Origin of the sequence: Streptomyces sp. NPDC056738 (assembly GCF_042790435.1) — a bacterium.
Taxonomy (GTDB): domain Bacteria; phylum Actinomycetota; class Actinomycetes; order Streptomycetales; family Streptomycetaceae; genus Streptomyces.
Genome location: NZ_JBHTZF010000007.1, coordinates 223,235 through 250,177 on the forward strand (window position 1 = coordinate 223,235; position 26,943 = coordinate 250,177).

The 26,943-nt window shown below is 71.5% G+C and carries 24 protein-coding genes, 1 tRNA gene and 1 riboswitch; of the genes, 12 read left to right on the forward strand and 13 right to left on the reverse strand.

What is annotated here, in order from left to right; all coding sequences use genetic code 11:
• The first annotated feature begins 13 nt into the window (after positions 1 to 13).
• Positions 14 to 163, forward strand: a riboswitch (cobalamin riboswitch).
• 131 nt (positions 164 to 294) lie between these two features.
• The 4 genes from ACFRIC_RS20360 to ACFRIC_RS20375 all read left to right on the forward strand — a co-directional run bounded on the left by ACFRIC_RS20360 (position 295) and on the right by ACFRIC_RS20375 (position 6,855).
• Positions 295 to 2,676, forward strand: coding sequence for a ribonucleoside-diphosphate reductase subunit alpha (locus tag ACFRIC_RS20360; protein ID WP_382787575.1), 2,382 nt, complete (start codon positions 295 to 297; stop codon positions 2,674 to 2,676).
• Positions 2,676 to 3,689, forward strand: a complete 1,014-nt coding sequence (locus ACFRIC_RS20365) for a ribonucleotide-diphosphate reductase subunit beta (protein ID WP_382787577.1) — start codon at positions 2,676 to 2,678, stop codon at positions 3,687 to 3,689. The genes ACFRIC_RS20360 and ACFRIC_RS20365 overlap by 1 nt, the downstream gene beginning before the upstream one ends.
• Before the next feature lie 444 nt (positions 3,690 to 4,133).
• The gene (locus ACFRIC_RS20370) at positions 4,134 to 6,221 is read left to right on the forward strand and encodes a putative Ig domain-containing protein (protein ID WP_382787579.1); all 2,088 of its coding nucleotides are present in this window, start codon (positions 4,134 to 4,136) and stop codon (positions 6,219 to 6,221) included.
• Positions 6,222 to 6,324: 103 nt separating this feature from the next.
• The gene (locus ACFRIC_RS20375) at positions 6,325 to 6,855 is read left to right on the forward strand and encodes a hypothetical protein (protein ID WP_382787581.1); all 531 of its coding nucleotides are present in this window, start codon (positions 6,325 to 6,327) and stop codon (positions 6,853 to 6,855) included.
• A gap of 90 nt (positions 6,856 to 6,945) precedes the next feature.
• Here the strand turns inward: ACFRIC_RS20375 and ACFRIC_RS20380 are convergent, their stop codons facing one another.
• The 10 genes from ACFRIC_RS20380 to ACFRIC_RS20425 form a co-directional block, all read right to left on the reverse strand.
• A complete protein-coding gene (locus ACFRIC_RS20380; RefSeq protein ID WP_382787583.1) occupies positions 6,946 to 8,331 on the reverse strand; it encodes a cytochrome P450 in 1,386 nt (461 codons plus the stop codon).
• Entirely contained in the window at positions 8,328 to 9,407 is a 1,080-nt protein-coding gene (gene cyc1, locus ACFRIC_RS20385) for an epi-isozizaene synthase (protein ID WP_382787585.1), read from the reverse strand. The genes ACFRIC_RS20380 and cyc1 overlap by 4 nt, the downstream gene beginning before the upstream one ends.
• Before the next feature lie 343 nt (positions 9,408 to 9,750).
• Positions 9,751 to 10,401 (reverse strand): peptide deformylase, encoded by a 651-nt coding sequence (gene def / locus ACFRIC_RS20390; RefSeq protein WP_382787587.1) that lies wholly within the window; start codon positions 10,399 to 10,401, stop codon positions 9,751 to 9,753.
• 58 nt (positions 10,402 to 10,459) lie between these two features.
• The gene (locus ACFRIC_RS20395; RefSeq protein ID WP_382787589.1) at positions 10,460 to 11,440 is read right to left on the reverse strand and encodes a tetratricopeptide repeat protein; all 981 of its coding nucleotides are present in this window, start codon (positions 11,438 to 11,440) and stop codon (positions 10,460 to 10,462) included.
• A 153-nt stretch (positions 11,441 to 11,593) separates the two neighbouring features.
• Positions 11,594 to 12,817, reverse strand: coding sequence for an HD-GYP domain-containing protein (locus ACFRIC_RS20400; RefSeq protein ID WP_382788046.1), 1,224 nt, complete (start codon positions 12,815 to 12,817; stop codon positions 11,594 to 11,596).
• A 71-nt stretch (positions 12,818 to 12,888) separates the two neighbouring features.
• The gene (locus ACFRIC_RS20405; RefSeq protein WP_382787591.1) at positions 12,889 to 14,244 is read right to left on the reverse strand and encodes an HD-GYP domain-containing protein; all 1,356 of its coding nucleotides are present in this window, start codon (positions 14,242 to 14,244) and stop codon (positions 12,889 to 12,891) included.
• 189 nt (positions 14,245 to 14,433) lie between these two features.
• The gene (rsrA, locus tag ACFRIC_RS20410; protein ID WP_328448430.1) at positions 14,434 to 14,736 is read right to left on the reverse strand and encodes a mycothiol system anti-sigma-R factor; all 303 of its coding nucleotides are present in this window, start codon (positions 14,734 to 14,736) and stop codon (positions 14,434 to 14,436) included.
• Complete coding sequence (gene sigR, locus ACFRIC_RS20415; protein ID WP_326790805.1) at positions 14,733 to 15,425, reverse strand: RNA polymerase sigma factor SigR; 693 nt, start codon at positions 15,423 to 15,425, stop codon at positions 14,733 to 14,735. The genes rsrA and sigR overlap by 4 nt, the downstream gene beginning before the upstream one ends.
• A 255-nt stretch (positions 15,426 to 15,680) precedes the next feature.
• Positions 15,681 to 16,316, reverse strand: a complete 636-nt coding sequence (locus tag ACFRIC_RS20420; RefSeq protein WP_382787594.1) for an alpha/beta family hydrolase — start codon at positions 16,314 to 16,316, stop codon at positions 15,681 to 15,683.
• A 19-nt stretch (positions 16,317 to 16,335) separates the two neighbouring features.
• Entirely contained in the window at positions 16,336 to 17,151 is an 816-nt protein-coding gene (locus ACFRIC_RS20425) for an SOS response-associated peptidase (protein ID WP_382787596.1), read from the reverse strand.
• Positions 17,152 to 17,201: 50 nt separating this feature from the next.
• Here ACFRIC_RS20425 and ACFRIC_RS20430 point away from each other — a divergent pair, with 50 nt between their 5' ends.
• The 4 genes from ACFRIC_RS20430 to ACFRIC_RS20445 all read left to right on the forward strand — a co-directional run bounded on the left by ACFRIC_RS20430 (position 17,202) and on the right by ACFRIC_RS20445 (position 20,941).
• Positions 17,202 to 17,933, forward strand: coding sequence for a M50 family metallopeptidase (locus ACFRIC_RS20430; RefSeq protein ID WP_382787598.1), 732 nt, complete (start codon positions 17,202 to 17,204; stop codon positions 17,931 to 17,933).
• A 191-nt stretch (positions 17,934 to 18,124) separates the two neighbouring features.
• A complete protein-coding gene (gene aroA, locus ACFRIC_RS20435; RefSeq protein WP_382787600.1) occupies positions 18,125 to 19,465 on the forward strand; it encodes a 3-phosphoshikimate 1-carboxyvinyltransferase in 1,341 nt (446 codons plus the stop codon).
• Positions 19,466 to 19,481: 16 nt separating this feature from the next.
• Complete coding sequence (gene rsgA / locus ACFRIC_RS20440; RefSeq protein ID WP_382787602.1) at positions 19,482 to 20,495, forward strand: ribosome small subunit-dependent GTPase A; 1,014 nt, start codon at positions 19,482 to 19,484, stop codon at positions 20,493 to 20,495.
• 122 nt (positions 20,496 to 20,617) lie between these two features.
• A complete protein-coding gene (locus tag ACFRIC_RS20445; RefSeq protein WP_382787604.1) occupies positions 20,618 to 20,941 on the forward strand; it encodes a DMT family transporter in 324 nt (107 codons plus the stop codon).
• 63 nt (positions 20,942 to 21,004) lie between these two features.
• Here the strand turns inward: ACFRIC_RS20445 and ACFRIC_RS20450 are convergent, their stop codons facing one another.
• Positions 21,005 to 21,613 (reverse strand): TetR/AcrR family transcriptional regulator, encoded by a 609-nt coding sequence (locus tag ACFRIC_RS20450; protein WP_382787605.1) that lies wholly within the window; start codon positions 21,611 to 21,613, stop codon positions 21,005 to 21,007.
• 214 nt (positions 21,614 to 21,827) lie between these two features.
• Between ACFRIC_RS20450 and hisN the strand changes: the two genes are divergently transcribed.
• From hisN to ACFRIC_RS20470, 4 genes are all read left to right on the forward strand, one after another.
• The gene (gene hisN, locus ACFRIC_RS20455; protein ID WP_382787607.1) at positions 21,828 to 22,628 is read left to right on the forward strand and encodes a histidinol-phosphatase; all 801 of its coding nucleotides are present in this window, start codon (positions 21,828 to 21,830) and stop codon (positions 22,626 to 22,628) included.
• Between the two features lie 431 nt (positions 22,629 to 23,059).
• Entirely contained in the window at positions 23,060 to 23,200 is a 141-nt protein-coding gene (locus ACFRIC_RS20460) for a hypothetical protein (protein WP_382787609.1), read from the forward strand.
• A gap of 427 nt (positions 23,201 to 23,627) precedes the next feature.
• Complete coding sequence (locus ACFRIC_RS20465) at positions 23,628 to 24,020, forward strand: cyclic nucleotide-binding/CBS domain-containing protein (protein WP_382787611.1); 393 nt, start codon at positions 23,628 to 23,630, stop codon at positions 24,018 to 24,020.
• A gap of 170 nt (positions 24,021 to 24,190) precedes the next feature.
• Entirely contained in the window at positions 24,191 to 24,613 is a 423-nt protein-coding gene (locus ACFRIC_RS20470; protein WP_382787613.1) for a Fur family transcriptional regulator, read from the forward strand.
• Positions 24,614 to 24,853: 240 nt separating this feature from the next.
• Here the strand turns inward: ACFRIC_RS20470 and ACFRIC_RS20475 are convergent.
• Both ACFRIC_RS20475 and ACFRIC_RS20480 read right to left on the reverse strand, forming a co-directional pair.
• Positions 24,854 to 24,927: transfer RNA gene (locus ACFRIC_RS20475), tRNA-Met, on the reverse strand.
• Positions 24,928 to 25,046: 119 nt separating this feature from the next.
• Positions 25,047 to 26,897 (reverse strand): sel1 repeat family protein, encoded by a 1,851-nt coding sequence (locus tag ACFRIC_RS20480; protein ID WP_382787615.1) that lies wholly within the window; start codon positions 26,895 to 26,897, stop codon positions 25,047 to 25,049.
• Between the last annotated feature and the right edge of the window lie 46 nt (positions 26,898 to 26,943).

The following is a 26,943-nucleotide window of genomic DNA, read 5'->3' on the forward strand; positions in this document are numbered from 1 at the left end:
TCCCGAAGCCCGGCACAAGATGTATGCTCATGGTCGCTGTCGCCGCAGGGGAATCCGGTGCGAATCCGGAACTGTCCCGCAACGGTGTACTTGTGCGTGTTCGCGTCTGCGTGTGCCCGTACTCGCGTCAGTCCGAGGACCTGCCGACAGCGCGCCCCGGCCGACCGGCCCGGGTGCCGACGACGTCCGGGCCTCGCGGAATGGGCCGGTGGACGCGGAGCGCTGCTGCCCGAAAGCGCTCCCGTGTGCCCCGTGCCCCCCGTAAGGCCCCGTGCCGAGCGAGGAGAGCCCCACGTGACCATCGCGCCAGCCGATCCGGCTTCAGTGACCGCGCAGCAGGCCCCGGTGGAGACCGACGGTCCCGGGACCGCGCTGCTGCGGACCCTGACGGATCTGACCGCCGACCTCCCCGACGCCGACCCCGGCCGGGTCGCCGCGGCGGCGCTGCGCGGCCGGTCCGCCCGCGCCGACGAGGCCGAGCTGCGCGAACTGGCCACCGAGGCGGCCGCGGGTCTCATCTCCGAGGACCCCGCCTACTCCCGGCTGGCCGCCCGGCTGCTCGCGATCACCATCGCCGCCGAGGCCGCCTCCCAGGGCGTCACCACCTTCTCCGAGTCGGTCGCCGTCGGCCACCACGAGGGCCTGATCGCCGACCGTACGGCCGCGTTCGTGCGGCTGCACACGGACCGCCTCGACGCGCTGATCGACGCCGAGGGCGACGACCGGTTCGGCTACTTCGGGCTGCGCACGCTGCACAGCCGCTATCTGCTCCGGCACCCGATCACCCGCAAGGTCGTCGAGAGGCCCCAGCACTTCATGCTGCGGGTGGCCTCCGGTCTCGCGGAGGACGACACCGTCCGCTCCGTGGAGGAAGTCGCCGCGCTCTACCGGCTCATGAGCCGCCTCGACTACCTCCCCTCCTCCCCCACGCTCTTCAACTCCGGTACGCGGCACCCCCAGATGTCGTCCTGCTACCTCCTCGACTCGCCGCTGGACGAGCTGGACTCCATCTACGACCGCTACCACCAGGTGGCGCGGCTGTCGAAGCACGCGGGCGGCATCGGACTGTCCTACTCCCGCATCCGCAGCCGCGGTTCGCTGATCCGCGGCACCAACGGGCACTCCAACGGCATCGTCCCGTTCCTGAAGACGCTCGACGCCTCGGTCGCCGCGGTGAACCAGGGCGGCCGGCGCAAGGGAGCGGCCGCGGTCTACCTGGAGACCTGGCACTCCGACATCGAGGAGTTCCTGGAGCTGCGCGACAACACCGGTGAGGACGCCCGGCGTACGCACAACCTGAACCTCGCGCACTGGATCCCGGACGAGTTCATGCGCCGGGTGAACGAGGACGGCGTCTGGTCGCTGTTCTCCCCCGCCGACGTGCCGGAACTGGTCGACCTGTGGGGCGACGAGTTCGACGCGGCCTACCGCAAGGCCGAGGAGGCCGGGCTCGCCCGGAAGACCATCCCGGCCCGCGACCTCTACGGCCGCATGATGCGCACCCTCGCGCAGACCGGCAACGGCTGGATGACCTTCAAGGACGCCGCCAACCGGACCGCCAACCAGACGGCGGAGCCGGGCCACACGGTCCACTCCTCGAACCTGTGCACCGAGATCCTGGAGGTCACGGACGACGGGGAGACGGCGGTCTGCAACCTGGGCTCGGTCAACCTCGGCGCGTTCGTGACCGGCGGTGACATCGACTGGGAGCGGCTCGACGAGACCGTGCGCACCGCGGTGACCTTCCTCGACCGCGTGGTGGACATCAACTTCTACCCCACCGAGCAGGCGGGCCGCTCCAACGCCAAGTGGCGTCCGGTCGGTCTCGGCGCGATGGGCCTGCAGGACGTCTTCTTCAAGCTGCGGATCCCGTTCGACTCGCCCGAGGCCCGCGCGCTGTCCACCCGGATCGCCGAGCGGATCATGCTCGCCTCGTACGAGGCCTCCGCGGACCTCGCCGAGCGCAACGGACCGCTCCCGGCCTGGGAGAAGACCCGTACCGCCCGCGGCGTGCTGCACCCGGACCACTTCGACGTCGAGCTGAACTGGCCGGAGCGCTGGGCGGCCCTGCGGCAGCGGATCGCGGAGGTCGGCATGCGCAACTCGCTGCTGCTCGCCATCGCTCCGACCGCCACCATCGCCTCGATCGCGGGCGTGTACGAGTGCATCGAGCCGCAGGTGTCGAACCTGTTCAAGCGCGAGACGCTCTCCGGCGAGTTCCTCCAGGTCAACTCCTATCTGGTGGACGAGCTGAAGAAGCTGGGCGTGTGGGACGCGCAGACCCGTGAGGCGCTGCGCGAGTCCAGCGGCTCGGTGCAGGGCTTCACCTGGGTCCCGCAGGACGTCCGCGACCTGTACCGCACGGCGTGGGAGATCCCGCAGCGCGGCCTGATCGACATGGCGGCGGCCCGGACCCCGTTCCTGGACCAGGCCCAGTCGCTGAACCTGTTCCTGGAGACGCCGACCATCGGCAAGCTCTCCTCGATGTACTCCTACGCCTGGAAGTCGGGCCTGAAGACGACGTACTACCTGCGGTCCCGGCCCGCGACGCGCATCGCCCGCGCGGCCCAGGCCCAGGCGCGGCCCGAGACCACGATCCCCGTCCAGCAGGCGGCCGACCCCGACGCCGTCGCCTGCTCCCTTGAGAACCCCGAGTCCTGCGAGGCCTGCCAGTAATGAGCTCAACCGAGAAGAATCTGCTCGACCCGGGCTTCGAACTCACCCTGCGTCCCATGCGCTACCCGGACTTCTACGAGCGCTACCGGGACGCGATCAAGAACACCTGGACCGTCGAGGAGGTCGACCTCCACTCGGACGTCGCCGACCTCGCGAAGCTGACGCCGGGTGAGCAGCACATGATCGGCCGGCTGGTCGCGTTCTTCGCGACGGGCGACTCGATCGTGGCGAACAACCTGGTGCTGACGCTGTACAAGCACATCAACTCCCCCGAGGCGCGGCTGTACCTGAGCCGTCAGCTCTTCGAGGAGGCCGTGCACGTCCAGTTCTATCTGACGCTGCTCGACACCTACCTGCCCGACCCCGAGGACCGCTCGGCGGCCTTCGACGCGGTCGAGAACATCCCCTCCATCCGCGAGAAGGCGCAGTTCTGCTTCAAGTGGATGGACTCGGTGGAGAAGCTGGAGCGGCTGGAGACCAAGGCGGACCGCCGGCGCTTCCTGCTGAACCTGATCTGCTTCGCCGCGTGCATCGAGGGGCTCTTCTTCTACGGGGCCTTCGCGTACGTGTACTGGTTCCGCAGCCGGGGTCTGCTGCACGGCCTGGCGACCGGCACCAACTGGGTGTTCCGCGACGAGACGATGCACATGAGCTTCGCCTTCGAGGTGGTCGACACCGTCCGCAAGGAGGAGCCGGACCTCTTCGACGACCTGCTCCAGGAGCAGGTGACGGACATGCTGCGCGAGGCCGTCGAGGCGGAGCTGCAGTTCGGCCGTGACCTGTGCGGCGAGGGCCTGCCGGGCATGAACACCGAGTCGATGCGGCAGTACCTGGAGTGCGTGGCGGACCAGCGCCTCCAGCGGCTGGGCTTCGCGCCGGTGTACGGCTCCGAGAACCCGTTCTCCTTCATGGAGCTCCAGGGTGTCCAGGAGCTGACCAACTTCTTCGAGCGCCGGCCGTCCGCGTACCAGGTCGCGGTGGAGGGCAGCGTCGACTTCGACGAGGACTTCTGATCGCCGGGGAGCTCTGATCGTCGGGACGTTCTGACCTTCGAGGAGTTCTGGCCTTCGAGGAGTTCTGGCCTTCGGGGAGTTCTGACCGTTCGTCACTGATGAGAGCCGGGCCGCCTGTTGCGGCCCGGCTTTCGTCACGTACTGCCCCCGCACCTCCAATCGCCGTGCCAATCCCCGTCCATGGAGCGGCAAAGTTCTTCCGGCACGGCTGTTCGCGCGTCTCTCCCCCCGGTTACGTTCTGGCCGTCCCGTCACGCCACGCACCGCGGCACACCGGGACGACTGATTTGGCATGCCCATGACGCACCTCTCCCTGCTCGTGCTACGCGCGTCACAGGCTGCCGTTTCAGAGCGCCGAGAACCCCACTTCCGGCCATGGCGCCACGAACGGCCCCACCTGGGCCCGAGCGGCACCGGCCTCGAACCGATGGAGGCGACACCCCCATGCGTTCCCAGCGCCCCACCCCCTCCGGCAGACCCGCCCGGAGCCTGCGAAGACTGCTCACCGCCGCCCTCCCCGCCCTGGCCCTCGGCGTCGCCGGGTTCGCCGCGGCCCCTCCCGCCGACGCCCGGCCCGCACCGGCCCCCCACGTGTCGCGCACCACCCAGAACGCCCGGGCCCTCACCGACCCCTCCCGGCAGACGGTCCACGCGACCGGCAGGGCCGGCCAGAAGGTCGCGACCGAGCACCTGTGCGCCGAGGCGTCACGGCCCGGCCGGATGTCGTGCTTCGCCCAGCGGCGCACCGACATAGCCCAGAAGCTCGCGGCCCAGGTCTCCCCCGACGCCGCCGCCGCGGTGTCCGGCCTCAGCCCGGCCAACCTGCACAGCGCCTACAACCTGCCCTCGACGGGCGGCTCCGGCATGACGGTCGCCGTGGTCGACGCGTACAACGACCCCAACGCGGCCGCCGACCTGGCCACCTACCGCTCCCAGTTCGGCCTGTCCGCCTGCACCAAGGCCAACGGCTGCTTCAAGCAGGTCGGCCAGACCGGTTCGACGACCTCACTGCCCACGAACGACACCGGCTGGGCGGGTGAGGAGGCGCTCGACATCGACATGGTCAGCGCCGTCTGCCCGAACTGCAGCATCATCCTCGTCGAGGCGAACTCCGCGAACGACTCCGACCTCGGCGCCGCGGAGAACGAGGCGGTCGCGCTCGGCGCGAAGTTCGTCTCCAACAGCTGGGGCGGCTCCGAGTCCTCCTCGCAGACCGGCGAGGACACCTCGTACTTCAAGCACCCGGGCGTCGCGATCACCGTCTCCTCCGGCGACGAGGCCTACGGCGCCGAGTACCCGGCGACCTCCCAGTACGTGACCGCCGTCGGCGGCACCGCGCTGAGCACCTCCTCCAACAGCCGCGGCTGGACCGAGTCGGTGTGGAAGACCAGCAGCACCGAGGGCACCGGCTCCGGCTGCTCCGCCTACGACGCCAAGCCGTCCTGGCAGACCGACACCGGCTGCAGCAAGCGCATGGAGTCCGACGTCTCCGCCGTGGCCGACCCGGCCACGGGCGTGGCGGTCTACGACACCTACGGCGGCTCCGGCTGGGCGGTCTACGGCGGCACCAGCGCCTCCGCGCCCATCATCGCGGGCGTGTACGCGCTGGCCGGCACCCCCGGCTCCGCCGACTACCCGGCGAAGTACCCCTACTCCCACACCTCGAACCTGTACGACGTGACCAGCGGCAACAACGGCTCCTGCTCCACCTCGTACTTCTGCACCGCGGGCACCGGCTACGACGGCCCGACCGGCTGGGGCACCCCCAACGGCACCGCCGCCTTCACCTCGGGCACCAGCACCGGCAACACCGTGACCGTCACCAACCCGGGCAGCCAGTCCACGGCCACGGGCAGCGCGGCGAGCCTGCAGATCTCGGCCAGTGACAGCGCGGGCGCGACCCTCACCTACAGCGCGACCGGGCTGCCGACCGGCCTGTCGATCGGCTCGACCGGTCTGATCTCCGGCACCGCGAGCACCGCGGGCACCTACGCGGTCACCGTCACGGCGAAGGACAGCACGGGCGCCTCTGGTTCGGCCTCCTTCACCTGGACCGTCAGCACCTCGGGCGGCGGCACGTGCACCTCGGCGCAGCTCCTCGGCAACCAGGGCTTCGAGTCGGGCGCCACCGTGTGGAGCGAGACCAGCGGGGTCATCACCAACGACACCGGCGAGGCCACGCACGCCGGCTCGTACGACGCCTGGCTCGACGGATACGGCTCGACCCACACCGACACGCTGTCCCAGTCGGTGACCGTCCCCTCCGGCTGCAAGGCCACGTTCACCTTCTACCTGCACGTCGACACGGCCGAGACCAGCACGAGCACGGCCTACGACAAGCTCACCGTCACCGCGGGCTCCACCACGCTCGCGACCTACTCCAACCTGAACAAGGCTTCCGGGTACACCCAGAAGAGCTTCGACCTGTCCTCCTTCGCCGGTTCGACCGTCACGCTGAAGTTCAGCGGCGTCGAGGACTCCTCGCTCCAGACCAGCTTCGTCGTGGACGACACCGCGGTCACGACCGGCTGAGCCATGCCGGGGCCCCGGTCGCCGAGGCGGCCGGGGCCCTGTCGTGCCCGGGGAGGGATCCTGATCCACCGGTGGCACGTCCAACCCCCGAGGAGGCCACCCCATGCGTCGAACGACTCACACCCGGACCATCGCCCTCGCCGCCCTGGCCCTGCTGCTGGCGGGCTGCGGCACCCAGGGCACCGGCGGCACGGGCGCCGACGGCACCGTCGCGCCGTCCCCGACCGGCGGCACCGTGTCCCCGTCCCCGTCCCCGTCCCCGTCCCCGTCCGAAGGGCCCGTCTCGCCGTCACCGACCCCTTCTGGTCCGGCCTGCGCGAAGGCCAAGGCACAGCTCGGCGCCGCCGACACGGGCCATACGTACTGTCTGGCCCCCGGCGACACGATCCGGGTCCTGCTGGACGGCACCACCAGCCGGCCCTGGAAACCCGTCAAGAGCGAGGGCGGCGCCCTGACGGCCACCAACGGCGGGATCGTCCTCCAGCCGGGTGACGCGTCCGCCGCCTACCGGGCCGTCTCGGAGGGAACGGTCACGCTGGCCTCGTCCCGCCCGAGGTGCCCGAGCGATCCGGCGCGCATGTCCTGCAAGGGCCTCCAGGAATGGACGGTCACCGTCGTCGTACCGAAGGCGTGAGACCGCCGCGGCGCACGTCCGGTGGCCCGAGGGCCTGGTCCGGACGCGCGCCGCGGCGCTCCGAGGGCCGGTGACCGGCCCCCCGACGGCCTAGGCCGGGTCCACCTGGCGCGGCCGGGCCCTCAGCCGCAGGTCATGGGGACGCAGCGTGATGCCGACGCGGGTCGTGTCGCTGGACCCGGGCACCGCTTCGAAGCGCCACCGGGACGCCAGGGTCGCGGTGACCAGGGAGAGCAGTGCCATCGAGAAATGGTCGCTCGGGCACTTGCGGTTGCCCACGCTGAAGGGGCGCATCGCGTACTTCGGGATGTCCTTGGAACGTTCCGGAAGCCAGCGGTCGGGATCGAAATCCAGATGCTCCTGGTACGACCGGGGGTCGCGCTGGATCGCGTACGGGCTGTAGACGATGTCGGCACCGGCCGGAATCCGATAGCCGCCCAGCTCTGTTTCGGCCACCGCGCGCCGCGTCAATATCCATACGGCGGGGCGTAAACGCATCGCCTCGACGACGACATTGTTCGTGTGCGACAGCTTCCGGACGTCGGCGAATCCGACGGGCCGGTCTCCTGCGACGGACCGGACCTCTGCGGCCACTTTGTCCGCCTGTTCCGGATGTTCCGTCAACACTTGAAGCAACCACATGATCGTGGATGCGATGGTTTCGCTGCCGGGGGTCAGTATCGCGACGACTTGGTCGTGGATCTCCTGTTCGTCTATGGGGTCGCCGTCGTCGTTCTTCGCTTCCAGCAATGCCGTCAGCAAATCGTCCGGCTTTTGACCAGATGCCCGCCGCTCGTCGATGATCTCGTCGACAAGCGCGTGCAGATCGGCCAATGCGCGGTCGAATGCGCGTATCGAGGGGAGCGGGAGCCGGTAGAGCGGTCCCGCGGGTATCACCATGCGGCGGTACATGCCGCGGAACACGGTGGCGAGCGCGACGCTCAGCCGCTCCGCGCGCTCGTCCATGAACTGCCCGCGCAGCAGACAGCGGGCGGCGACACGGACCGCGACACGGAACGACTCGGAGGTGCAGTCGACCGCCGCTCCGCTCTCCCAGCGCTCCGCGAAGGCCTTCGACTCCTCCTCCATGATCGGGCCGTACTCGGGGATGATGTCGGCCCGGAACGCGGGCTGGATGGTCCGGCGCTGGCGCCGGTGCAGCGCCCCGTTGGCCGTGGCGACGCCCTGCTTGCCCAGCAGCCCTTCGAGCGACTCCCACAGGGGGCCGCCTATCTCGTAGTCGGGGCTGAGCGCCAGCGCGCCGGTGAGCGCGGGGGTGGTGACGGCGTACACCGTCTTGGGTCCCATCCTGAGCCGCACGACGTCACCGTGGTCGCGCAGCCGGGCGAGGAAGCCCAGCGGGTCGCGGGCCAGTTTCCAGCCGTGCCCGAGGACGGGCAGCCCACCACCGGCGAGGGGCGGGACCGACGGCTCCCCCACCTCGGGCGCCTCGGGTCGTACCGCGTCGACGGTCATTTCTCACCTGCCGCTTCATTGTTGACGTACGGGGGTGTGGAGCGGTCGTCCCAGTTGTCGACCATGTACCGGCCCGACTCGTGGTGGAACCAGTACACGGAGCTGAACCAGTTCCGCATGTTTCCGAGGCACGCTCTGACGGCGATGCTCGTCTCTTTTCCCCGGACCGTGCCGTCGTCGAGTAATGCGGCGAGGCGTGAGACGTCCTTCTCGGCGTCGAGGAATTGTTCCACGCATTCCTCGACCCGTCGCCTCACTTCGATGACGGCTTCTTCGAGCGTCAGCCCCTCATGGTGAATGAGACTGATCCCGAGATTGTGGACCTCGTCGCCCGCTATTTCTTTGGGGAGCGAACACAGATCGTTGTACCAGGCGGCGAATTCCTGGCTGAGCAGTGCCGCCCGCCGGAATGCCGGATGCCGCCGCACTTCGGCGGGGAGTTCACATCCCGCACTCGGTTCCAGGAGGTCGGTCCAGATGCGGTGCGCGAAAGTGAGCCGGCGGAGTTCCAGGTATTCCGAGACCGTGGGAACGGTGCCGGAGGTCCGGTTCCGGAACTCCCGGTCGTACGCGTCGATCACCGCGTGGAAGTCACGTGCGAACCGTTTGTTCCAGTGCTCGCCGAGGAACGAGTACAGCCGCACCATGCTGTCGGCGAACCCCGCCACCAGGGGATCCTGGTGGTGCAGATGGTCTCTGGGGGTGTCGAGGGCCGCGTGGAGCCTGATCCTGAGCTTCCGCCAGGCGTTCGCGCGGCCGTGGACGACGTCACGGTCGTGCCGGTCGTCCCAGACGAAGAACCACGCGCTGTAGTCCGCTATCGCCTGCAGGACCTCGTCGGGGGCGCCTATGTAGTAGCCCGCCATGAGGTCCGTGTAGCACAGGCCGTCGGCATACTCCTCGACCTTGTCCGCCGGCATCAGCCGTTTTTCGAGCAGCCAGGTCCTGGTGTTCTCCTGGAGCCTCGGCCAATACGGGTGCAGTTGACGGGGAAACCCGGACTCGATCACCGGGAGATAGAGCGCCGGTGGCACCGCTAGCGCTGTCGATGGAGAGCCGTATGAGAAAGCACGCACGAACAAACCCCTCTCAGCCGCCTGTTGACGTCACGCCCCCTCCCGCTGTGCCGGGCGCGCACGCCGTTGCGTATCCCCGCACTTCCTATTCAGCACCACAACTGACCGTTCTGGGAACGGATTTGGCCCACTGACTACGCGACCATGCCGAGAATCTCCCCTTGTGTGACTGAATCTGGATCACTGAAGGAGCACAAGGGATCGAACATACGACGTACATGCGAACGGTGCCTGGTCAGGAGGATCACCTGTCCAGGCACCGTTCGAGTGGACCCACGAGAGACCGCGCGTCACGCCGGTCAATTTATGTCACAGGGGCGCGGGGCGCCCGCCGAGCCGAGGCTCAGTCGTTCGCCACGGTCGCGTAGCGCGGCTCGTTCTCGGCCATCTGCCGCAGCGCGTCCTTGCGGTCGCGCTTGGAGAGGCGGTCGATGTACAGGTAGCCGTACAGGTGGTCCGTCTCGTGCTGGAGGCAGCGCGCGAAGTAGCCCGTACCGCGCACCCGGATCGGGTTGCCCTTCTCGTCCTGCCCGGTGACCTCGGCGTAGTCCGGGCGGGCGAGCGGCGCGTAGGCGGTCGGCACGGACAGGCAGCCCTCGTTGCTCTCGTCGAGCTGGCGCTGGTCGGCCGGCAGGTCGACGAGCTTCGGGTTGCAGACCACGCCGACGTGCCGCACTCCCTGGTCGTCCTGGCAGTCGTAGACGAAGACCTTCAGGTCGACGCCGATCTGATTGGCGGCCAGGCCCACGCCCTCGGCGGTGCGCTGGCTCGCGAACATGTCGGCGACCAACTGGTCCAGATCGTCCCCGAACTCGGTGACGTCCTTGCACTCCTTGTGCAGCACCGGGTTCCCGACCACCGTGATCGGACGCGAGGTGCCGCGCTCGCGGTGGGCGGTCTCGCGCTCCTCGGCGTCCTCGGTGTCGATGACGAAGCCGTCGTCGTCCACGGGGAGCACGCCCACGTGCTGCTGATCGGTGTCCTGCTGCGCCATGACGACGTACGCCTTCCTCAGACCTTGGGATTTTCTGCGACTAAGCCTAAAGGTGCGCTCAGCAGACCTCTTCCAGATCCCGCCAGTCGCGGGAGTCCGGACTGTCGGCGACCCAGCCGTCGAGCAGGCCGCGCACCAGCGAGGCCGGTGCCGCGAGACCGCACTCCCGCTCGGGCACCCAGAGCTGGCCGTCGGTGCGATGGCCGAGCGGACCGGGATGCCCCGGCTCGCTGTGGTCGTGCGGGTCGAGGTGTTCCTCGTCGCCCTCGTCGGAGGGCATGCGGGACTCGGAGCACATCCGGCACAGCAGCCGTACGGACGAGGACCAGTCCTCCGCGGCGAAGCCGGCGTCGGCGGCGAGCCGCTCCAGCGCGTCCCGGTCCTCCTCGGTGGCCGCCTCCAGGAGGACGACCCAGGTCGGCACCGGCGAGGGCGCCCACAGCTCGATCTCGTCGAAGACCGGGTAGGCGTGCCCGGCGGCGGTGGTCCGCTCGCCGTGCGGAACGCCGTCGTGCAGCACGACCTCGCCCCAGCGGCGTCCGGAGGACGGCAGCGGGATCGACAGCACCTCGACGCGGGCGGGGTCCAGCCGGCGCCCCCACACCACCTCGGCCTCGCCCTCCGGCGACAGCCGCACGGCCGCGCTGCCGAGGTCCATGCCCATGGGTTCGCCGGAGACGGCCGCGCCGCCGGGCACGCGCAGCCCGTACGCCTGCCAGGAACGCCGGGCCAGCGGCCAGTCCTGCAGGGCGGTGGCCGCGATCCCCACGTTCCACCAGTCGGGTGCGCCGGTCTCCCGGTCGAGCAGGGCGACGGCCCGCAGGCCCGCGGCCCGCGCCTGCTCCCAGTCGTGCCGGAACTTGTGCAGCAGGGCCAGGTTGAACCAGGACTCGGACAGCCAGGGCTCCAGGTCCGCGGCACGTGTCAGCAGCGCCCCCGCGTCCTCGTACCGGCCGTCGCCGATCAGCGTGAACGCACGGTCGGTGGCCTGCCGCCATGAGGCGGAGGGCCGGTGTCGTCCCTTGCCGAAGATCCTCACGATTCCCGCCTGCCAGTTTCTTGCGTTGCCCGCCTGCCGGTGCCTCGAAGAGTCCCTGGGAGGCAGTGCAGCCCCGGGCCGGCCGGCGCCCCCTGACACCCTCTCCCTCGCATCCAACCACGTACCTTCGGACGGCCGCTCATTACCCATGGGTTACCCAGCCCTGGGCAAGGTCAGACCGGCCCGGGACAGGACCCGGGCCAGTGACTCCACGACCTCGGGCTGGTAGTCGCGCGCGGTGGCCAGCCGCAGTTTCTCCAGCGCGGTCAGCGGCCCTGTGGGCCCTGCTGCCCGGGCCATCTCCTCGTATGCGTTCACCGTCCGTACGATGCGCGCGGTGACCGGCTGGTCCCGGTACGGATCCGCCTGCCGCTCCACCACGACGGCGACCTCGGCCTCCACCCCGGTCTGCCGGACGACGGCACCGCCGAGCAGCGCGATGCGCCGCTGCTCGTCCGCCGGGAGCACGGCCGTGGCACCCGCCGGTACGGGGTCGACCAGGCTGAGCTGCCCGATGTCGTGCATCAGCGCCGCGTACTCCAGGACGGTCAGGTCGGGCTCGGACAGGCCCAGCTCGCGGCCCACGGCCCGGCTGAGGGCCGCGACCCGGCGGGCGTGCCCGGCCGGGGTGTACCCGGCGATCTCGGTCGCACGCGCGAGGGAGGCGATCGTCTGCCGGTAGGTGACCCGCACGGCCGCGTAGCGCCGGAAGGAGAGCTGGGTGAGCAGCAGCGGCAGGCAGAAGACGGGCAGCGCCCACAGTCCGACCACCGCGACCGCGAGCGCCATCACGGCCCCGGTCGCGCACACGGCCGAACCGATCCCGAGGGTGGCCCGCAGCTCCTCGCGCAGCAGCGGCCCGAACGGCCACCGGGTCCGGGCGTGGGCCGTCGCCGCCGCGAGCACGGCGTCCCACAGGGTGGTGAGGACCAGCAGCGCGACGAGCAGCAGGGCCTGGGCCGAGCCGCCCCACTCCAGCAATCTGCCCCGGTCGTAGAGGGGTTGGAAGCAGACGGCGGCGAAGGCGACGGTCAGGACGCGGCGGGCGAGATGGTCGGGCGTCGGCGCGTCCCCCCGCGCCACGTGCGGGACGCAGCCGATCAGCGCCGCCGCCACCACGACGGCGACGACCTGGAGGACGCCGTGGTCGGTGCGGTGCCCGGCGTTCTCGCCGAGCAGCGCGTAGGCGAGGGCTCCGGCGGCCCCGAGGGGCGCGGACTCGCGCTGTTCGGCCCCGCTCCAGCGGGCGAGCTCGCCGACGGCTATGAGCAGGCCGAAGGCCAGTGCCGTGCCGCGTTCGTCGATGCCCTCCCAGAGGGTGACGCCGAGGGCGAGCAGGCTGAGGGCGAGGGCGAGGGCGCGCACCGCGGTGAGCAGGGCGGGGGTTCCGCCCGCCGACGCGGGACGGGGGATGCGGGCGGGGGCCTCCTGCCGGGAGGCGGTCGCGCTCACGGCGCGCTCCTCCCGACGGTGTCGGACGGATGCGCCGGCGGCAGGCCGGGCAGGCCCGCCGGGGCGGTGTCCGCGGTCACCGCGGGATGCCAGCCGTGCCGGTCGAGGGCCCGTACCAGCGCCGCCACCATCCGGGGGTCGAACTGCGTCCCCGCGCACCGCCCCAGTTCGTCGAGCGCCGCCCCGACCGGGCGGGCCCTGCGGTAGGAGCGGGTCGAGGTCATGGCGTCGAACGCGTCGGCGACGGCCACCACCCGGGCGAACTCCGGGATCTGCGGTCCCGCGAGACCGTACGGATATCCGCTTCCGTCCAGCCGCTCGTGGTGGTGCAGGATCGCCGAGCGGGCCTCGCCGAGGAACCCGATCCCGCGGACCATCTCGTGCCCGTACTCGGGGTGCAGTTCGATGACCTGCCGCTCCTCGGGTGTCAGCGGTCCGTCCTTGCGCAACAGCCGGGTGGGGACGCCGAGTTTGCCGACGTCGTGCAGGATGCCGGCGAACCGCAGCACCTCGACCCGCTCGTCGTGCATGCCCAGCTCACGGGCGATCATCACGGAGGCCCGGCCGACCCGCTCACTGTGTCCGCGGGTGTAGCCGTCCTTGATGTCGACGGCCTGGACGAGGGCGCGGATGGTGGCCTGGTGGGCGGCCCGCTCACGGTGGTACTGGGCGAAGACCCAGCAGGAGACGTACATCGGCAGCAGGACGAGGAGCGCGGCGACAGGTCCGTACGGGCTGCGCCAGAGCACCGCCATCATCAGTCCGGCGAGGCCGTGCACGGCGACCGGGGCCAGCGAGCGCGCGAAGAGTCCGTGCCAGGCCCCGCGCACCGGAGCGCGTTCGGCCAGCGCGAGGATCCCGCCGTCGAGCACGGTGAGCGCGGCGCAGAAGGTGAGCACGGCGGCCCCGGCGGGCACGAGCGCGTACGGGAAGTCGGGCGTGTCGAGCGCGTTCCGGCCGCCGAGCGCCCCGTACGTCCGGGACGCGGCCCAGACGGCGAGGGTGAGCTGCGCGGCGCGCCAGATCCGGCGCGGGCCGCGCGGGCGCTGTTCGATCCGGGCGAGCAGGGCCCCGGGCAGCGCGACGAGGGCGGCGGCGGGCGCGGGCAGCAGGAAGGCGCCGGCCAGCAGCACGGGGAGAAAGGTGCCCATTCCCTGCGTGGTGTCGCCGGGGGCGCCGGCTCCGTGCGGCCGGAGCTGCAGGGTGAGGCGCTCGCAGCCCGCGTACAGGACGGCGAGCAGCGCGACGATCTCCCAGGGCACGCTCACCTGCGGCAGGGGAGCCAGGCAGGCGAGTGCCAGGAGGACGACACCGGCCACGTACGCACGGGCCCACGCCGGAACCGAACCCATCCCCGAAACCTCCCCCGTACCTCCCCCGTTGTCAGGGCGGAGCCTAGGGCGGCAGGAAGAGGACGGGGACGGGTATGTACGAATCCGCGGGCTCCAGGCCCGCGGATTAGCACGTTCGGGTGATAAACGGAGGGCCCGGAGACTTTCGCCGCGGCCGGCGCGACCCTCGCGACGGAGGGCCGCCGGAGGTCAGGACTCCTGGGCCGTCGCGGTCACGTCGTGCTCGGGCACGGCCTGTCCGGAGCGGATCAGATCGATGCGTCCCATGACCTTGGCCCGCAGGTCGGTGGGCACGTCGTCATGGCCGCAGCACCGCTTGACCAGCTTCTTGACGGCCTGCTCCAGGCCGTACTTCTCCAGGCACGGAGAGCACTCCTCGAAGTGGACCTCGAACTTGGTGCAGTCCGCGTCCGGCATCTCATGATCGAGGAACTCGTACAGATGATCGAGTACCTCACTGCAATCCGTCTCGTGCGGCTCTCCGCAGCTCATGAGCCCGAGCCTTTCGCTTCGTTCGACTCTCCGGCGCCGGCGGGGACCAGCCCGCGGTCACGGGCGTAGTCCTCCAGCATGCCGCGCAGTTGGCGACGGCCCCGGTGCAGCCGGGACATCACCGTACCGATGGGTGTCCCCATGATGTCCGCGATCTCCTTGTACGCAAAGCCCTCTACGTCCGCGAGATAGACGGCGATGCGGAATTCCTCGGGGATCGCCTGCAGCGCTTCCTTCACGTCGGAGTCGGGCAGGTGGTCCAGCGCCTGCGACTCGGCGGAACGGAGGCCGGTCGACATGTGCGACTCGGCGCGCGCGAGCTGCCAGTCCTCGATCTCCTCGGCCGCGCTGCGCTGGGGTTCGCGCTGCTTCTTGCGGTACGAGTTGATGAAGGTGTTGGTGAGAATGCGGTACAGCCACGCCTTGAGGTTCGTGCCCTCGCGGAACTGGTGGAACGACGCGTACGCCTTGGCGTACGTCTCCTGCACCAGGTCCTCGGCGTCGGCCGGATTGCGTGTCATACGCAGGGCCGCCGAGTACATCTGGTCGAGGAATTCGAGCGCGTCCCGCTCGAAGCGCGCGGTGCGCTCGGCGGAGGTCTCCGCCGTCGCGTCGCTCGTGCCCTGGCCCTCGGGCTGCTCCGCCTGGCCGTTTTCGGTCCCTGCGTCGGTCCCAGTGACCGGACCCACCTCCTCCAGCGACGTAGCGAGACCGAGACCGGTCCCACTGGAATCGGAGGATAGACGAACATCATGCCCGCCCGCCGCCCGAATCGGGGCGTTCTTGCCCGCGTGCAGCACCGTCCAGTCCAGGTCAGCGCGGCTGCTGCGGCTCGGGCAGAAGGTCGAACCCATGCGGCGGACTTCCTCTCGTACGAACGGTGCAGCACGCTGCGTGCTGTCTGATCCGCACAACAGAAGTCCGTCACCCCGCATTCCCGGCCGTCACCCGAGTGACGCGGCCCACCCCACGACACCGTCCGTGATGATCTTCAGGGCCTCCTCCTCGCCGAGCGGAGCCCGCTTCGGGACGGCGAAGCCGTGATCTCCGTAGGGCACTTCGACCAGCTCGTACGAGCCTTGCGGGAACTCCTCCGGGCGGCCGAACGGGTCGTTGCCGCCCTGGACGACGAGGGTGGGCACCCCGGCGCCGAGCAGTTCGGCGGCGCGGGACTTCTCCGGCCGGCCCGGCGGGTGCAGGGGGAAGCTCAGGGCGAGCACGGCGGCGGCGCCCAGCTCCACCGCGGTCCTGCACGCGACCCGGGCACCCGCGCTGCGGCCTCCGGAGATCACGGGCAGCCCCCGCTCCGCCAGCGCGGGCCACACCCCCCGCCATCCGACGTCCAGCGTCTTCGGCGCGGGGGCCACCTTCTTCCCGGCCACCCGCCAGGGCTGTTCGACGAGCGCCACGCTCACCCCGTGCGCGGGGAGCACCTCCGCGAGGGCCCGCAGGTCCCGGGCCTCGATGCCGCCGCCCGCGCCATGGCTCGCGGCCAGCACGAGCCGCGCCTTCGCCGCCCCGTGCCAGGTGATCCGGGCCGTACCGGCACCGGTCTCGATGGTCTCGCTGGTCCCGCTCACGTCGCTGATCCTCGCCACGTCAGAAGAGTGTGCCCTCCTCGGGCCCTTCGAGCTCCTTCAGCAGCTCCGCGCCGTTGTTGCGGACGTTGCTGACCGCGGTGGACACGGGGTACGCGCGCATCAGCCCGGTGGGCGGCGGCGCGAGCAGGTCACGGAGCTCGTCCGGGTCCGTACGGGCGGGGTCGAGCCAGTGGTCCCAGCGGTCGGGGGTGAGCATCAGGGGCATCCGGGGGTGGATGTCGGCCAGGGCCCGCGGGCCCTCGGCGGGGCCCACCGCGAGCGGTGCCGTCTCCGCCTCGGTCGTGATGACCGAGCAGGTCACCCACCAGGCCAGCGGGTGCTCGTCCGGCAGGGTCCGGTCGCGCCAGAACTCGTACAGTCCCGCCATCGCGAAGACCGAACCGTCCGCCGGCGTCACGAAGTACGGCTGCTTGCGGGGCCGCTTCTTCCTGCCCTCGACCTCCAGCTCGCGCTCCGCCCCGCCGGTGACCCATTCGTAGTAGCCGTCGGCGGGGATGACGCAGCGCCGGGTGCTGAAGGCGCGGCGGTACGAGGGCTTCTCGTGCACCGTCTCGGCGCGCGCGTTGATCATCCGGGCGGCGCCCTCGGGCGTCTTGGACCACGACGGGACCAGTCCCCACTTGAGCCTGCGGAGCTGGCGAACCGGTCTCGGGCTGTCCGCGTCCTTCACAGGGCGGTCGAGGACGACGTAGACCTCCTTGGTCGGAGCCACGTTGTAGTCGGGCGCCAGGGTCTCCTCGGGGTCCCACTTCTCGACCTCAAAGGTTGCTGCGAGATCCTCGGGTCCACGACTGGCTGCATACCGTCCGCACATACGTGCAACACTGCCAGATTCCGCGCCGCGAAAGGGAGCCACCGCCGACAATGGACAGCACCGCATCCACCTCGCTGGCCTCGCTCAGCTCCCTGTGGGACGAGGTGTTCGGCACCCAGCCGGACCCCGACCTGTGGGTCGTGATCGCCACCATGGTCGCGGCCCTCGCGGCGATCCTCCCGCACGCCGTGTGGCGGGTCTCCCGCAACGCCATCACCATCGCCCACGAGGGCGGCCACGGCCTGGTCGCCCTGCTCACCGGGCGCAGCCTCAGCGGTATCCGGCTGCACTCCGACACCAGCGGCCTCACGGTCAGCCGCGGCAAGCCGACCGGCCTCGGCATGATCCTCACCGCGGCCGCGGGCTACACCGCTCCCCCGCTGCTCGGGCTCGGCGGCGCCGCGCTGCTCGGCGCCGGGCACATCACCCTGCTGCTGTGGGTGGCCACGGCCCTGCTCATAGCCATGCTGGTGATGATCCGCAACGCGTACGGCGCGCTCACCGTGATCCTCACCGGCGGCACCTTCCTGCTGGTGTCCTGGCTCGCCGGACCCCAGGTACAGGCCGCGTTCGCGTACGCCGTGGTGTGGTTCCTGCTCCTCGGCGGCGTCCGCCCGGCCTTCGAACTCCAAGCCAAGCGGAGGCGCGGCGGCGCGGGCGACTCCGACGCCGACCAGCTCTCGCGGCTGACCCACGTACCGGCTGGGCTGTGGCTCTTCCTCTTCCACGCAGTGTCGCTGTGCTCCCTGATGGGCGGCGGACGCTGGCTGCTGGAACTGTGAGCCGCGAGCCGCGGATCCTCCGGGGGCGCGGCGCCGTTCGAAGGGCCCCGGCCCCGGTCGACATGCCCTGAGCTGTGCCGGGAACCGGCGGGGCCAGCCCCGGGACAGGCCCCGCCCGGCTCCCCCGGGCGGGCGTCACCGGCGGTGACGGACCCGCGGCCCCCCGGCGCCCTGCCACTAAAGTGGGGCGCATGACCGTGAACCCCGCCCACACCGCCCTCTGGCCAGCCCCGCACGCAAGCGGAGCCGTCGACGCGACGGTTCACGTGCCGGGGTCCAAGTCGGTCACCAACCGCGCACTCGTCCTGGCCGCGCTGGCCTCCGAACCGGGCTGGCTGCGCCGCCCGCTGCGTTCCCGCGACACCCTGCTGATGGCCGGCGCGCTGCGCGCGATGGGCGTCGGCATCGAGGAGACCGTCGCCTCCAGCTCGACCGTCGCGGCCGGTCCGGACGCCTCCGGCGAGGCCTGGCGTGTCATCCCCTCGGGCCTGCGCGGCCCGGCCACGGTCGACGTCGGCAACGCCGGCACCGTCATGCGCTTCCTGCCTCCCGTCGCCGCGCTCGCGGACGGTCCCATCCGCTTCGACGGCGACCCGCGGTCGTACGAGCGTCCGCTGCACGGCGTGATCGACGCGCTGCGCCTGCTCGGCGCCCGGATCGACGACGACGCCCGCGGCGCGCTGCCGCTGACGGTGCACGGCGGTGGCGCCGTGGACGGCGGCCCGGTGGAGATCGACGCGTCGTCGTCCTCCCAGTTCGTGTCCGCCCTGCTGCTCTCCGCCCCGCGCTTCAACCAGGGCGTCGAGGTCCGGCACACCGGCTCGACGCTCCCGTCCATGCCGCACATCCGGATGACCGTGGACATGCTGCGCGCGGTCGGCGCGCAGGTGGACACCCCGGAGTCGGGCGGTGAGCCGAACGTGTGGCGGGTGACGCCGGGCGCGCTGCTCGGCCGCGACCTGATCATCGAGCCGGACCTGTCGAACGCCCAGCCGTTCCTGGCGGCGGCGCTGGTGACCGGCGGCACGGTTGTGATCCCCGACTGGCCCGCCCACACCACCCAGCCCGGCGACCGGCTGCGGGAGATCTTCACCGAGATGGGTGGTTCCTGCGAACTGACCGAGGCCGGACTGCAGTTCACCGGTTCGGGTGCCATCCACGGCATCGACGTGGACCTGGGCGAGGTCGGTGAGCTCACCCCGGGCATCGCCGCGGTCGCGGCGCTCGCCGACTCCCCCTCCACCCTGCGGGGCGTGGCCCATCTGCGACTGCACGAGACGGACCGGCTGGCCGCGCTCACCAAGGAGATCAACGAACTCGGCGGCGATGTCACCGAGACCGCCGACGGCCTGCACATCCGGCCGCGCCGGCTGCACGGCGGCATCTTCCACACGTACGACGACCACCGCATGGCGACGGCCGGAGCGATCATCGGGCTGGCGGTGGAGGGCGTCCAGATCGAGAACGTGGCGACGACCGCGAAGACCCTGCCCGACTTCCCCGACCTGTGGACCGGGATGCTCGGGAACTGACGGGCGGACCTGGATCATGCGCCGTTACGGCAAGCACACCGACGAGGACGACATCCGCCAGCGGCCGAACCGCAAGGGCAACCGTCCGCGTACGAACATCCGCCCCAAGCACGAGGAGGCCGTCGAGGGCATGGTCCTGACGGTCGACCGCGGCCGGCTGACCTGCCTGGTCGAGGGCCGCGCCGTGACGGCGATGAAGGCACGCGAACTGGGCCGCAAGGCCGCGGTGGTCGGCGACCGGGTGGCCATCGTGGGCGACCTGTCCGGGGAGAAGGACACCCTCGCCCGCATCGTCCGCATCGAGCCCCGCACCTCGGTGCTGCGCCGCACGGCCGACGACGACGACCCGTACGAGCGTGTCGTCGTCGCCAACGCCGACCAGCTCGCCATCGTCACCGCCCTCGCCGACCCCGAGCCGCGTCCCCGTCTGATCGACCGCTGCCTGGTGGCGGCCTTCGACGGCGGCCTGACCCCGCTCCTCGTGCTCACGAAGTCGGACCTGGCCCCGCCGGACAAGTTCCTGGAGCTGTACGGCGCGCTGGACATCCCGTACGTGGTGACCAGCCGCGAGGAACTGCGGACCGAGGCCGCCGCCGACCTGGTGCGCGAGCAACTGGACGGCAGGATCACGGCGTTCGTGGGTCACTCGGGCGTCGGCAAGACCACTCTGGTGAACGCGCTGGTGCCGCCCGAGCAGCGCCGGACGACCGGTCACGTCAACGCGGTCACCGGGCGCGGCCGGCACACGACCACCTCGGCGCTGGCCCTGCCGCTCGCGGGCAGCGGCGGCGGCTGGGTGGTGGACACCCCGGGGGTCCGGTCCTTCGGCCTGAACCACGTCGATCCGTCCCGGGTCATCCATGCCTTCCCGGATCTGGAACCCGGTACCGAGGGCTGCCCCCGCGCGTGCAGTCACGACGAGCCGGACTGCGCGCTCGACCAGTGGGTGGCCGACGGCCACGCGGACCCGCAGCGGCTGTACTCGCTGCGCCGGCTGCTGGCCACGCGGGAGCGCCACGAGGGCGACTGACGTCCCCGTGTTTGCGTACGCCCGCCGTCGGTAAGGGCTTCTCCGGGTCGGTGAATGCATAATCGCACCGAGCCGGTCCGGACCAGCCGAAGCAGTCGACGTGCGATGCGGGAGGACAAGAAATGGCGTGGCTGCTGGTCGTTGTGGCGGGACTGCTCGAAACCGGCTTCGCCGTCTGCCTGAAGCTCTCCCACGGCTTCACCAGATTCTGGCCGACCGTCGCCTTCTGCGTCTTCGCCCTGGGCAGCTTCGGTCTGCTGACCCTCTCCCTGAAGAAGCTCGACGTCGGTCCCGCCTACGCGGTGTGGACCGGCATCGGCGCGGCCGGCACCGCCATCTACGGCATGATCTTCCTCGACGACCTGGTCTCGGTCCTCAAGATCGTCTCGATCAGCCTGGTCATCATCGGCGTCATCGGGCTCCAGTTGTCGGGGTCGGCGCACTGAGTCCGCACCCTCCGGGCGCCGTCGAGCCGGCGGGGCCCGTCCGTCCCTGCGCGTCGGCGCGCTTCAGACCCCCAGCCGGTGGGACGGCGCGAGCGCTGTTCTGACCAGTTCCGTGACACCGCCCCGGGCGGGCGGCGCGACGACACACGACAGCGCGAGCCTGGCCACCAGTTCGCAGGCCCGTGCCGCCTCGGGGGTGTCCGCCCGGGACAGGGCGAGCGCGGCGACCGCGCGGTCGCGGACCAGGGTCACAAAGTCGGCGGGCGAGGGCAGCGGCCCGTCGGCCCGCCGCTGCGCCGGCACCACGGACGACGACGGCACCGGGGACAGCGCGGGCGAGGGCAGCCGCTCGCTCCAGCAGCCGGTCAGCATCGCCCGTACCAACGCGTTGCTGCGGGCCGTCGACGTGGTCCACTCGGCGGTCGCGGCCAGCCGGTCCCGCGCGTCCGTGTGCGCGGCCAGGGCCCGGTCGACACCGGCGAGATAGGCGTCGGCCTCCCGTCGTACGAGGGCGCGCGCGAGGCCTTCCTTGCTCCCGAACTCGTTGTAGAGCGTCTGGCGCGACACACCGGCCACCGCGGCCACGTCCACCATCCGCACCGCGGACCACGGCCTGCGCGCGAGTGCCGTATAGGCGGCGTCCAAGAGCGATTCGCGCGCTGCGGGCATCATCGCCTCCTCGGGGCGAGCGGCTCTGGAGCCAGGTTTGACGCGTGCGGGAGCACTGTCAAGGGGTCGCGGCGGTCCCGAGGGGCGCGCGGCCGACGCCACGCGCGGCCGGACCGGGCACGAGCCCCGGGACCGTGCCCCGAGGGGGCGGCCGTCCCCGTGATCGCCCGGCGGTCCTGTGTAGCCCCGTCCCGACGCGGGCAGATACGGTTCACCCATGCCCGACTACCGCGATGACCTGCGCCTCGCCCATGTCCTGGCGGACGCCGCCGACGCCGCGACGATGGACCGCTTCAAGGCACTCGACCTGAAGGTCGAGACGAAGCCGGACATGACGCCGGTGAGCGAGGCCGACAAGGCCGCCGAGGAACTCATCCGCGGCCACCTCCAGCGGGCCAGGCCGCGTGACGCGGTCCTGGGCGAGGAGTACGGCATCGAGGGCACGGGCCCGCGCCGCTGGGTCGTCGACCCGATCGACGGCACCAAGAACTACGTCCGCGGTGTGCCGGTGTGGGCCACGCTGATCTCCCTGATGGAGGCGGGCGAGGGCGGCTACCAGCCGGTCGTCGGCGTCGTCTCGGCCCCCGCGCTGGGCCGTCGCTGGTGGGCGGCGAAGGGGCACGGCGCGTTCACCGGCCGCAGCCTGTCCTCCGCGACCCGGCTGAAGGTGTCCAGCGTCTCGCGGACGGCCGACGCGTCCTTCGCCTACTCCTCGCTGTCCGGCTGGGAGGACCAGGGCCGTCTGGACGGCTTCCTCGATCTCACGAAGGCGGTCTGGCGCACCCGCGGTTACGGCGACTTCTGGCCGTACATGATGGTCGCCGAGGGCTCGGTCGACATCTGCGCCGAACCCGAGCTGTCGCTCTGGGACATGGCGGCGAACGCGATCATCGTGACCGAGGCGGGCGGCATGTTCACCGGCCTCGACGGACGCCCCGGCCCCCACAGCGGCAACGCGGCGGCATCGAACGGCCTCCTGCACGACGAGATGCTGGGATATCTGAACCAGCGCTACTGACCGGCGGGCGGTGGGCGTGATGTGACGGTGACTCACATCGCGGTCGCGCGATGCCATGCTGCGGACATGCCTGAGGAATCGCTCGCCGAGCGGCCCGCTCCGCTGCCCACCGCGTCACCGTCGTCCTCCGGACCCGGCCGAGGGCTCCGATCGCGCGGAGTCCGGGCGGCGGCTTGGCTGGCCGCCGGGATCCTGATCGGGGCGGGTGCCGTCGCGCTGGCCTGGAATCTGTCCGGGCCCGCCGACGACCCGGCGTTCACGCTGGTGGGACAGGTGCAGGTCGCGGGCGATCCCGGCGCCTCGGGGTCGTGCGCCGGCGATCACGAGTACGGCGACCTCGCGAAGGGCGCCCCGGTGACCGTCTTCGACTCGGCGGGCCGGGTCGTCGCGACCGGGTCGCTGGGAAGCGGCGCCTACGACACCTTCGCGCGGTGCGTGTTCCCGGTGGCCGTACGGGGGTGCCGGGCGGCTCGGCCTCGTACTCGGTGCGGATCAGCCTGCACGGGAAGACGGAGATCACGAACGAGGTGGCGCGGACGGGGGGCCTGGTCGTGAAGCTCGGGCTCAAGTGAACGGGGCTGGGCCTGGCGGCGCGTCGGGGCAGGGTGAGCCGGACTCCGGGGCGCGTCGGGCCACGGTGAGCTGAGCCCGACCGAGTCCGTACCGAGCCCGACCGGGCCCGACCGGGCGCGCGGCAGGCGATGCGGGCCGGCCCGGGGCACGGCACGTGGTCACGGCCCGCTGGACAACTCGTCCGGGGGCCGGACAACTGAACCGCCCCCGCCGGTGTCCACGGGGCGTCTGAGCAGCCCTGTCCGAGCGCGGGGCTGATGAGCAACCCCGGGCGCCCCCGAACTCGCGGCACGCGCCCCCTTGTTGACCCTCTCTTTAACTGCGACTCTGAGAGCTCCCCCACTTGTGAACTTGTGAACCGCTTCTCTTTGCGCTCCCCGGAGGAGCCGGAGAGCCCGCGGCTCACCGAGGAGGTGGCTCCAGACCATGCTCGTCCGCGACGCCATGAGCACGGTGGTCCTCACCATCGGCCCGACACACACCCTCCGACAGGCGGCCCGTCTGATGTCCGCACGTCACGTCGGCGCGGCGGTGGTCCTCGACGAGGACTCCTCCGGCCTCGGCATCCTCACCGAGCGCGACATCCTCAACTCCCTCGCCCACGGCCAGAACCCGGACTCGGAGACCGCGGGCAGCCACACCACCACCGACGTCGTCTTCGCGGCGCCCACCTGGACCTTGGAGGAGGCCGCGGCCGCGATGTCGCACGGCGGCTTCCGGCATCTGATCGTGCTCGACGGCAGCGGACCGCTGGGCATCGTCTCGGTCCGCGACATCATCCGCTGCTGGGCCCCCGTCCGGCAGCAGGTGCCGGCCTGATCCCCCGGCGGGCCTGAACCCCTTCCGGACCGGAGGGGTTCAGGCCCGCCGTCCGTCGCAGGAACACCGGGCTCGTGGCTCGCGACAGCCGTGGACATTGTCCAAGTCAGGGCAAGATCTAAAATCACACCTGTTCGGGATCTGGTTCACCTGCTGTTACGCTGACCTGTATGAGTGACCTGTTGGAACGACTGCGCGGACGCGGATGGCGCCTGACGGCGCAGCGACGTGTCGTGGCCGAGGTCCTCGACGGCGACCACGTCCACCTGACGGCCGACGAGGTGCACGCCCGCGCCGTCGCCAAGCTGCCCGAGATCTCCCGGGCGACCGTCTACAACACGCTGGGCGAGCTGGTCTCGCTCGGCGAGGTGCTGGAAGTCGCCACGGACAAGCGCGCCAAGCGGTACGACCCGAACGCGCACCGTCCGCACCACCACCTGGTGTGCGCGCGATGCGGGGCGATCCGCGACGTCCACCCGATCGGCAACCCGCTCGGCGACCTCCCCGACTCGGAACGCTTCGGCTTCACCGTCTCGGACGTCGAGGTGACCTACCGGGGCGTCTGCCCCGACTGCGCGGCCGTCGCGGCCTAGGGCCCGTCGGCACACCGAGGTCCACACGGCCGGCCCCTCAGGGGAGCCGGCCTCCGCTGTCCCCTGATGGTTCGCTCCGGCGGTTCACCGTCTGCTGCCGCATTGGCTTCCGCGGTTCGCCGCTCGCTGTCGCGTTCGCTGCTCGCCTCCGCGGTTCACTGTTCGCTGTCGCGTTTCCGCACGCCCCTGCAAACGAACCGAGGGCCGGAACCCTTTCGGATTCCGGCCCTCGGCCTTCAGTAGCGGGGACAGGATTTGAACCTGCGACCTCTGGGTTATGAGCCCAGCGAGCTACCGAGCTGCTCCACCCCGCGTCGATGAACTGAACAGTACGTCAAGAACGTGGCCCGCGCAAATCCATTAACAGGGGGTCCGGACGGCCACTCCGGAGCCGGTCGACGTCAGGCTCGACCGGCCGCCGAGCGGCCCGTCCTCACGCCGACAGTTCCTCGCGCAAGGCGTCCCGCAGCCGTGCCGCCCGCTCCGCGACCTCCGGCGGGCCCAGCGACACGGCCCGGTCGGCCCAGCGCTGGCCCTCGGCCAGCTCCCCGCGCCGCGCGTACACGAGCGCCAGCCGGAGCGCCGCCCGTCCGTGGCCCGCGTCGGCCGCACGGGTCCACCACAGCGCCGCCTCCGGCTCACTGCCCTCGCGGGCCAGCAGCAGCCCGAGGTTGAAGGCGCCGTTGCGCGACCCGGCCTCGGCGGCCTCGCGGTACCAACGCGCCGCCTCCACCACGTCGCCCCGCGCCGCGGCCAGCATCCCGACCCGCACCTGCGCACGCCGGTGCCCCTGGGACGCGGCCCGCTCGTACCACTCCTCGCACTCGCTCTTCTCCTGCGCGGGCTCCCCGAGTTCGTGCGCGGGCACCGGAGGCCGCCGGGCGTCGAGCACGGTGGCGAGCCGGTAGGCCGCCTCGGCGCTGCCCCCTCCGGCGGCGCACCGCAGATGCCGCTCGGCGGCGGGCTCGTCGCCCTCCCGCAGCCGTGCGATACCGACCTGGAGAGCCGCCTCCGTGTGACCGGCCGCGGCCGCGCGCTCGTACCACCGCAGGGCCGCGGCGTCGTCGCTCTCGGTGGCGCGCCCGGCGTGCAGGATGCCGAGGTTGAACGCGGCGTCGACGCTGCCGGCCTCCGCGGCCTTGGAGAACCAGGGCTCGGCCCCGGCCGCGTCACCGACCTGGAGCAGCAGGATCGCCAGGGCGTTGGCGGCCTCGCGGTGACCGGCGTACGCGGCCCTGCGGTACCACTGCTCTGCCTGCGCGGTCCGCCCCTGCTCGGCGCAGAGCAGCCCGAGGTTGTACGCGCCGTTCACGTCGCCCGCGTCCATCGCGGCGCGGTACCACCGCTCGGCGGTCTGGGTCTCACCACGCTCGGCGTGCAGCGCGCCCAGCGCGTTGGCGGCGTTCCCGTCCCCGTCCTGGGCGGCCCGCAGCCACCAGACCGCGGCACTGTCGGGGTCGCCGGCGTCGCGCAGCAGGAACCCGAGGGCGCAGGCGGCACGCGCCTCGCCGTCCTTGGCGGAGGTCAGATACCAGCGCCCGGCCTCCTTGAGGTCGCCGCGCTTCTCCAGGATGGCCCCGAGGTGCAGCGCGGCCCTGCGGTGCCCGCGCGCGGCGGCCTGCCGGTACCACTGCTCGGCGGCCTGTCCCGCGGCGCCGATGACACCGTTGTCGCCCACGGCCTCGCCCGAATCCAGGGCTTTGCGGTCGAGCGTGCGCGCCAGCCGGTACGCGGCCTCGCGGTGCCCGCGCTCGGCGGCGGCCCGCATCCACTGCTCGGCACCCACGTCGCTACGATGCTCCAGCAGATCGGCGAGAGCGTACGCGCCCAGGGCGTGACCCTGTTCGGCGGACTGGCGCAGCCAGTACTCGGCGGCGGGCTCGTCACCGCGCTCGCGGTGGTGCCGGCCGAGCGCGTGGGCGGCGGCGGCGCTGCCGGCGACGGCGGCGATCCGCCACCATCCGGCGGCTTCGTCGGCGTATCCGCGCTGGTAGAGGAGGACACCCAGATTGTTGGCGGCGGCACGGTCCCCCGCGGCGGTGGCCGCGCGCAACTGCGGTTCGGCCGCGTCGAGATCGCCGCGGCGCAGCAGCATGGCCCCGAGGACGCTCTGCGCCTCGACGTCGCCGGCCTCCGCAGCCGACCACTGGCGCGCCTCCTCGGCAGCCTCGCCGGTCTCGTCCCGGTCGGAAGGCTGCGTGAGATCCGCAGGCTGCTCAAAGTCGGCAGGCTGCGCAAACCGCCCTGTATCCAACAGAGTTGCCTTGTCCCCCATAACGTCCATCGTCGCACCACCTGCTACCTGGGTACACCTGGTATACCGCAGCCAG

Excerpts from the sequence above, each read along its gene's own strand:
- ACFRIC_RS20365 (WP_382787577.1), top strand. The coding sequence starts at position 2,676 with ATGAGCTCAACCGAGAAGAATCTGCTCGACCCGGGCTTCGAACTCACC.
- ACFRIC_RS20370 (WP_382787579.1), top strand. The coding sequence starts at position 4,134 with ATGCGTTCCCAGCGCCCCACCCCCTCCGGCAGACCCGCCCGGAGCCTG.
- ACFRIC_RS20375 (WP_382787581.1), top strand. The coding sequence starts at position 6,325 with ATGCGTCGAACGACTCACACCCGGACCATCGCCCTCGCCGCCCTGGCC.
- ACFRIC_RS20380 (WP_382787583.1), bottom strand. The coding sequence starts at position 8,331 with ATGACCGTCGACGCGGTACGACCCGAGGCGCCCGAGGTGGGGGAGCCG.
- def (WP_382787587.1), bottom strand. The coding sequence starts at position 10,401 with ATGGCGCAGCAGGACACCGATCAGCAGCACGTGGGCGTGCTCCCCGTG.
- ACFRIC_RS20405 (WP_382787591.1), bottom strand. The coding sequence starts at position 14,244 with ATGGGTTCGGTTCCGGCGTGGGCCCGTGCGTACGTGGCCGGTGTCGTC.
- rsrA (WP_328448430.1), bottom strand. The coding sequence starts at position 14,736 with ATGAGCTGCGGAGAGCCGCACGAGACGGATTGCAGTGAGGTACTCGAT.
- ACFRIC_RS20425 (WP_382787596.1), bottom strand. The coding sequence starts at position 17,151 with ATGTGCGGACGGTATGCAGCCAGTCGTGGACCCGAGGATCTCGCAGCA.
- ACFRIC_RS20430 (WP_382787598.1), top strand. The coding sequence starts at position 17,202 with ATGGACAGCACCGCATCCACCTCGCTGGCCTCGCTCAGCTCCCTGTGG.
- aroA (WP_382787600.1), top strand. The coding sequence starts at position 18,125 with ATGACCGTGAACCCCGCCCACACCGCCCTCTGGCCAGCCCCGCACGCA.
- rsgA (WP_382787602.1), top strand. The coding sequence starts at position 19,482 with ATGCGCCGTTACGGCAAGCACACCGACGAGGACGACATCCGCCAGCGG.
- ACFRIC_RS20445 (WP_382787604.1), top strand. The coding sequence starts at position 20,618 with ATGGCGTGGCTGCTGGTCGTTGTGGCGGGACTGCTCGAAACCGGCTTC.
- ACFRIC_RS20450 (WP_382787605.1), bottom strand. The coding sequence starts at position 21,613 with ATGATGCCCGCAGCGCGCGAATCGCTCTTGGACGCCGCCTATACGGCA.
- hisN (WP_382787607.1), top strand. The coding sequence starts at position 21,828 with ATGCCCGACTACCGCGATGACCTGCGCCTCGCCCATGTCCTGGCGGAC.
- ACFRIC_RS20465 (WP_382787611.1), top strand. The coding sequence starts at position 23,628 with ATGCTCGTCCGCGACGCCATGAGCACGGTGGTCCTCACCATCGGCCCG.
- ACFRIC_RS20470 (WP_382787613.1), top strand. The coding sequence starts at position 24,191 with ATGAGTGACCTGTTGGAACGACTGCGCGGACGCGGATGGCGCCTGACG.
- ACFRIC_RS20480 (WP_382787615.1), bottom strand. The coding sequence starts at position 26,897 with ATGGACGTTATGGGGGACAAGGCAACTCTGTTGGATACAGGGCGGTTT.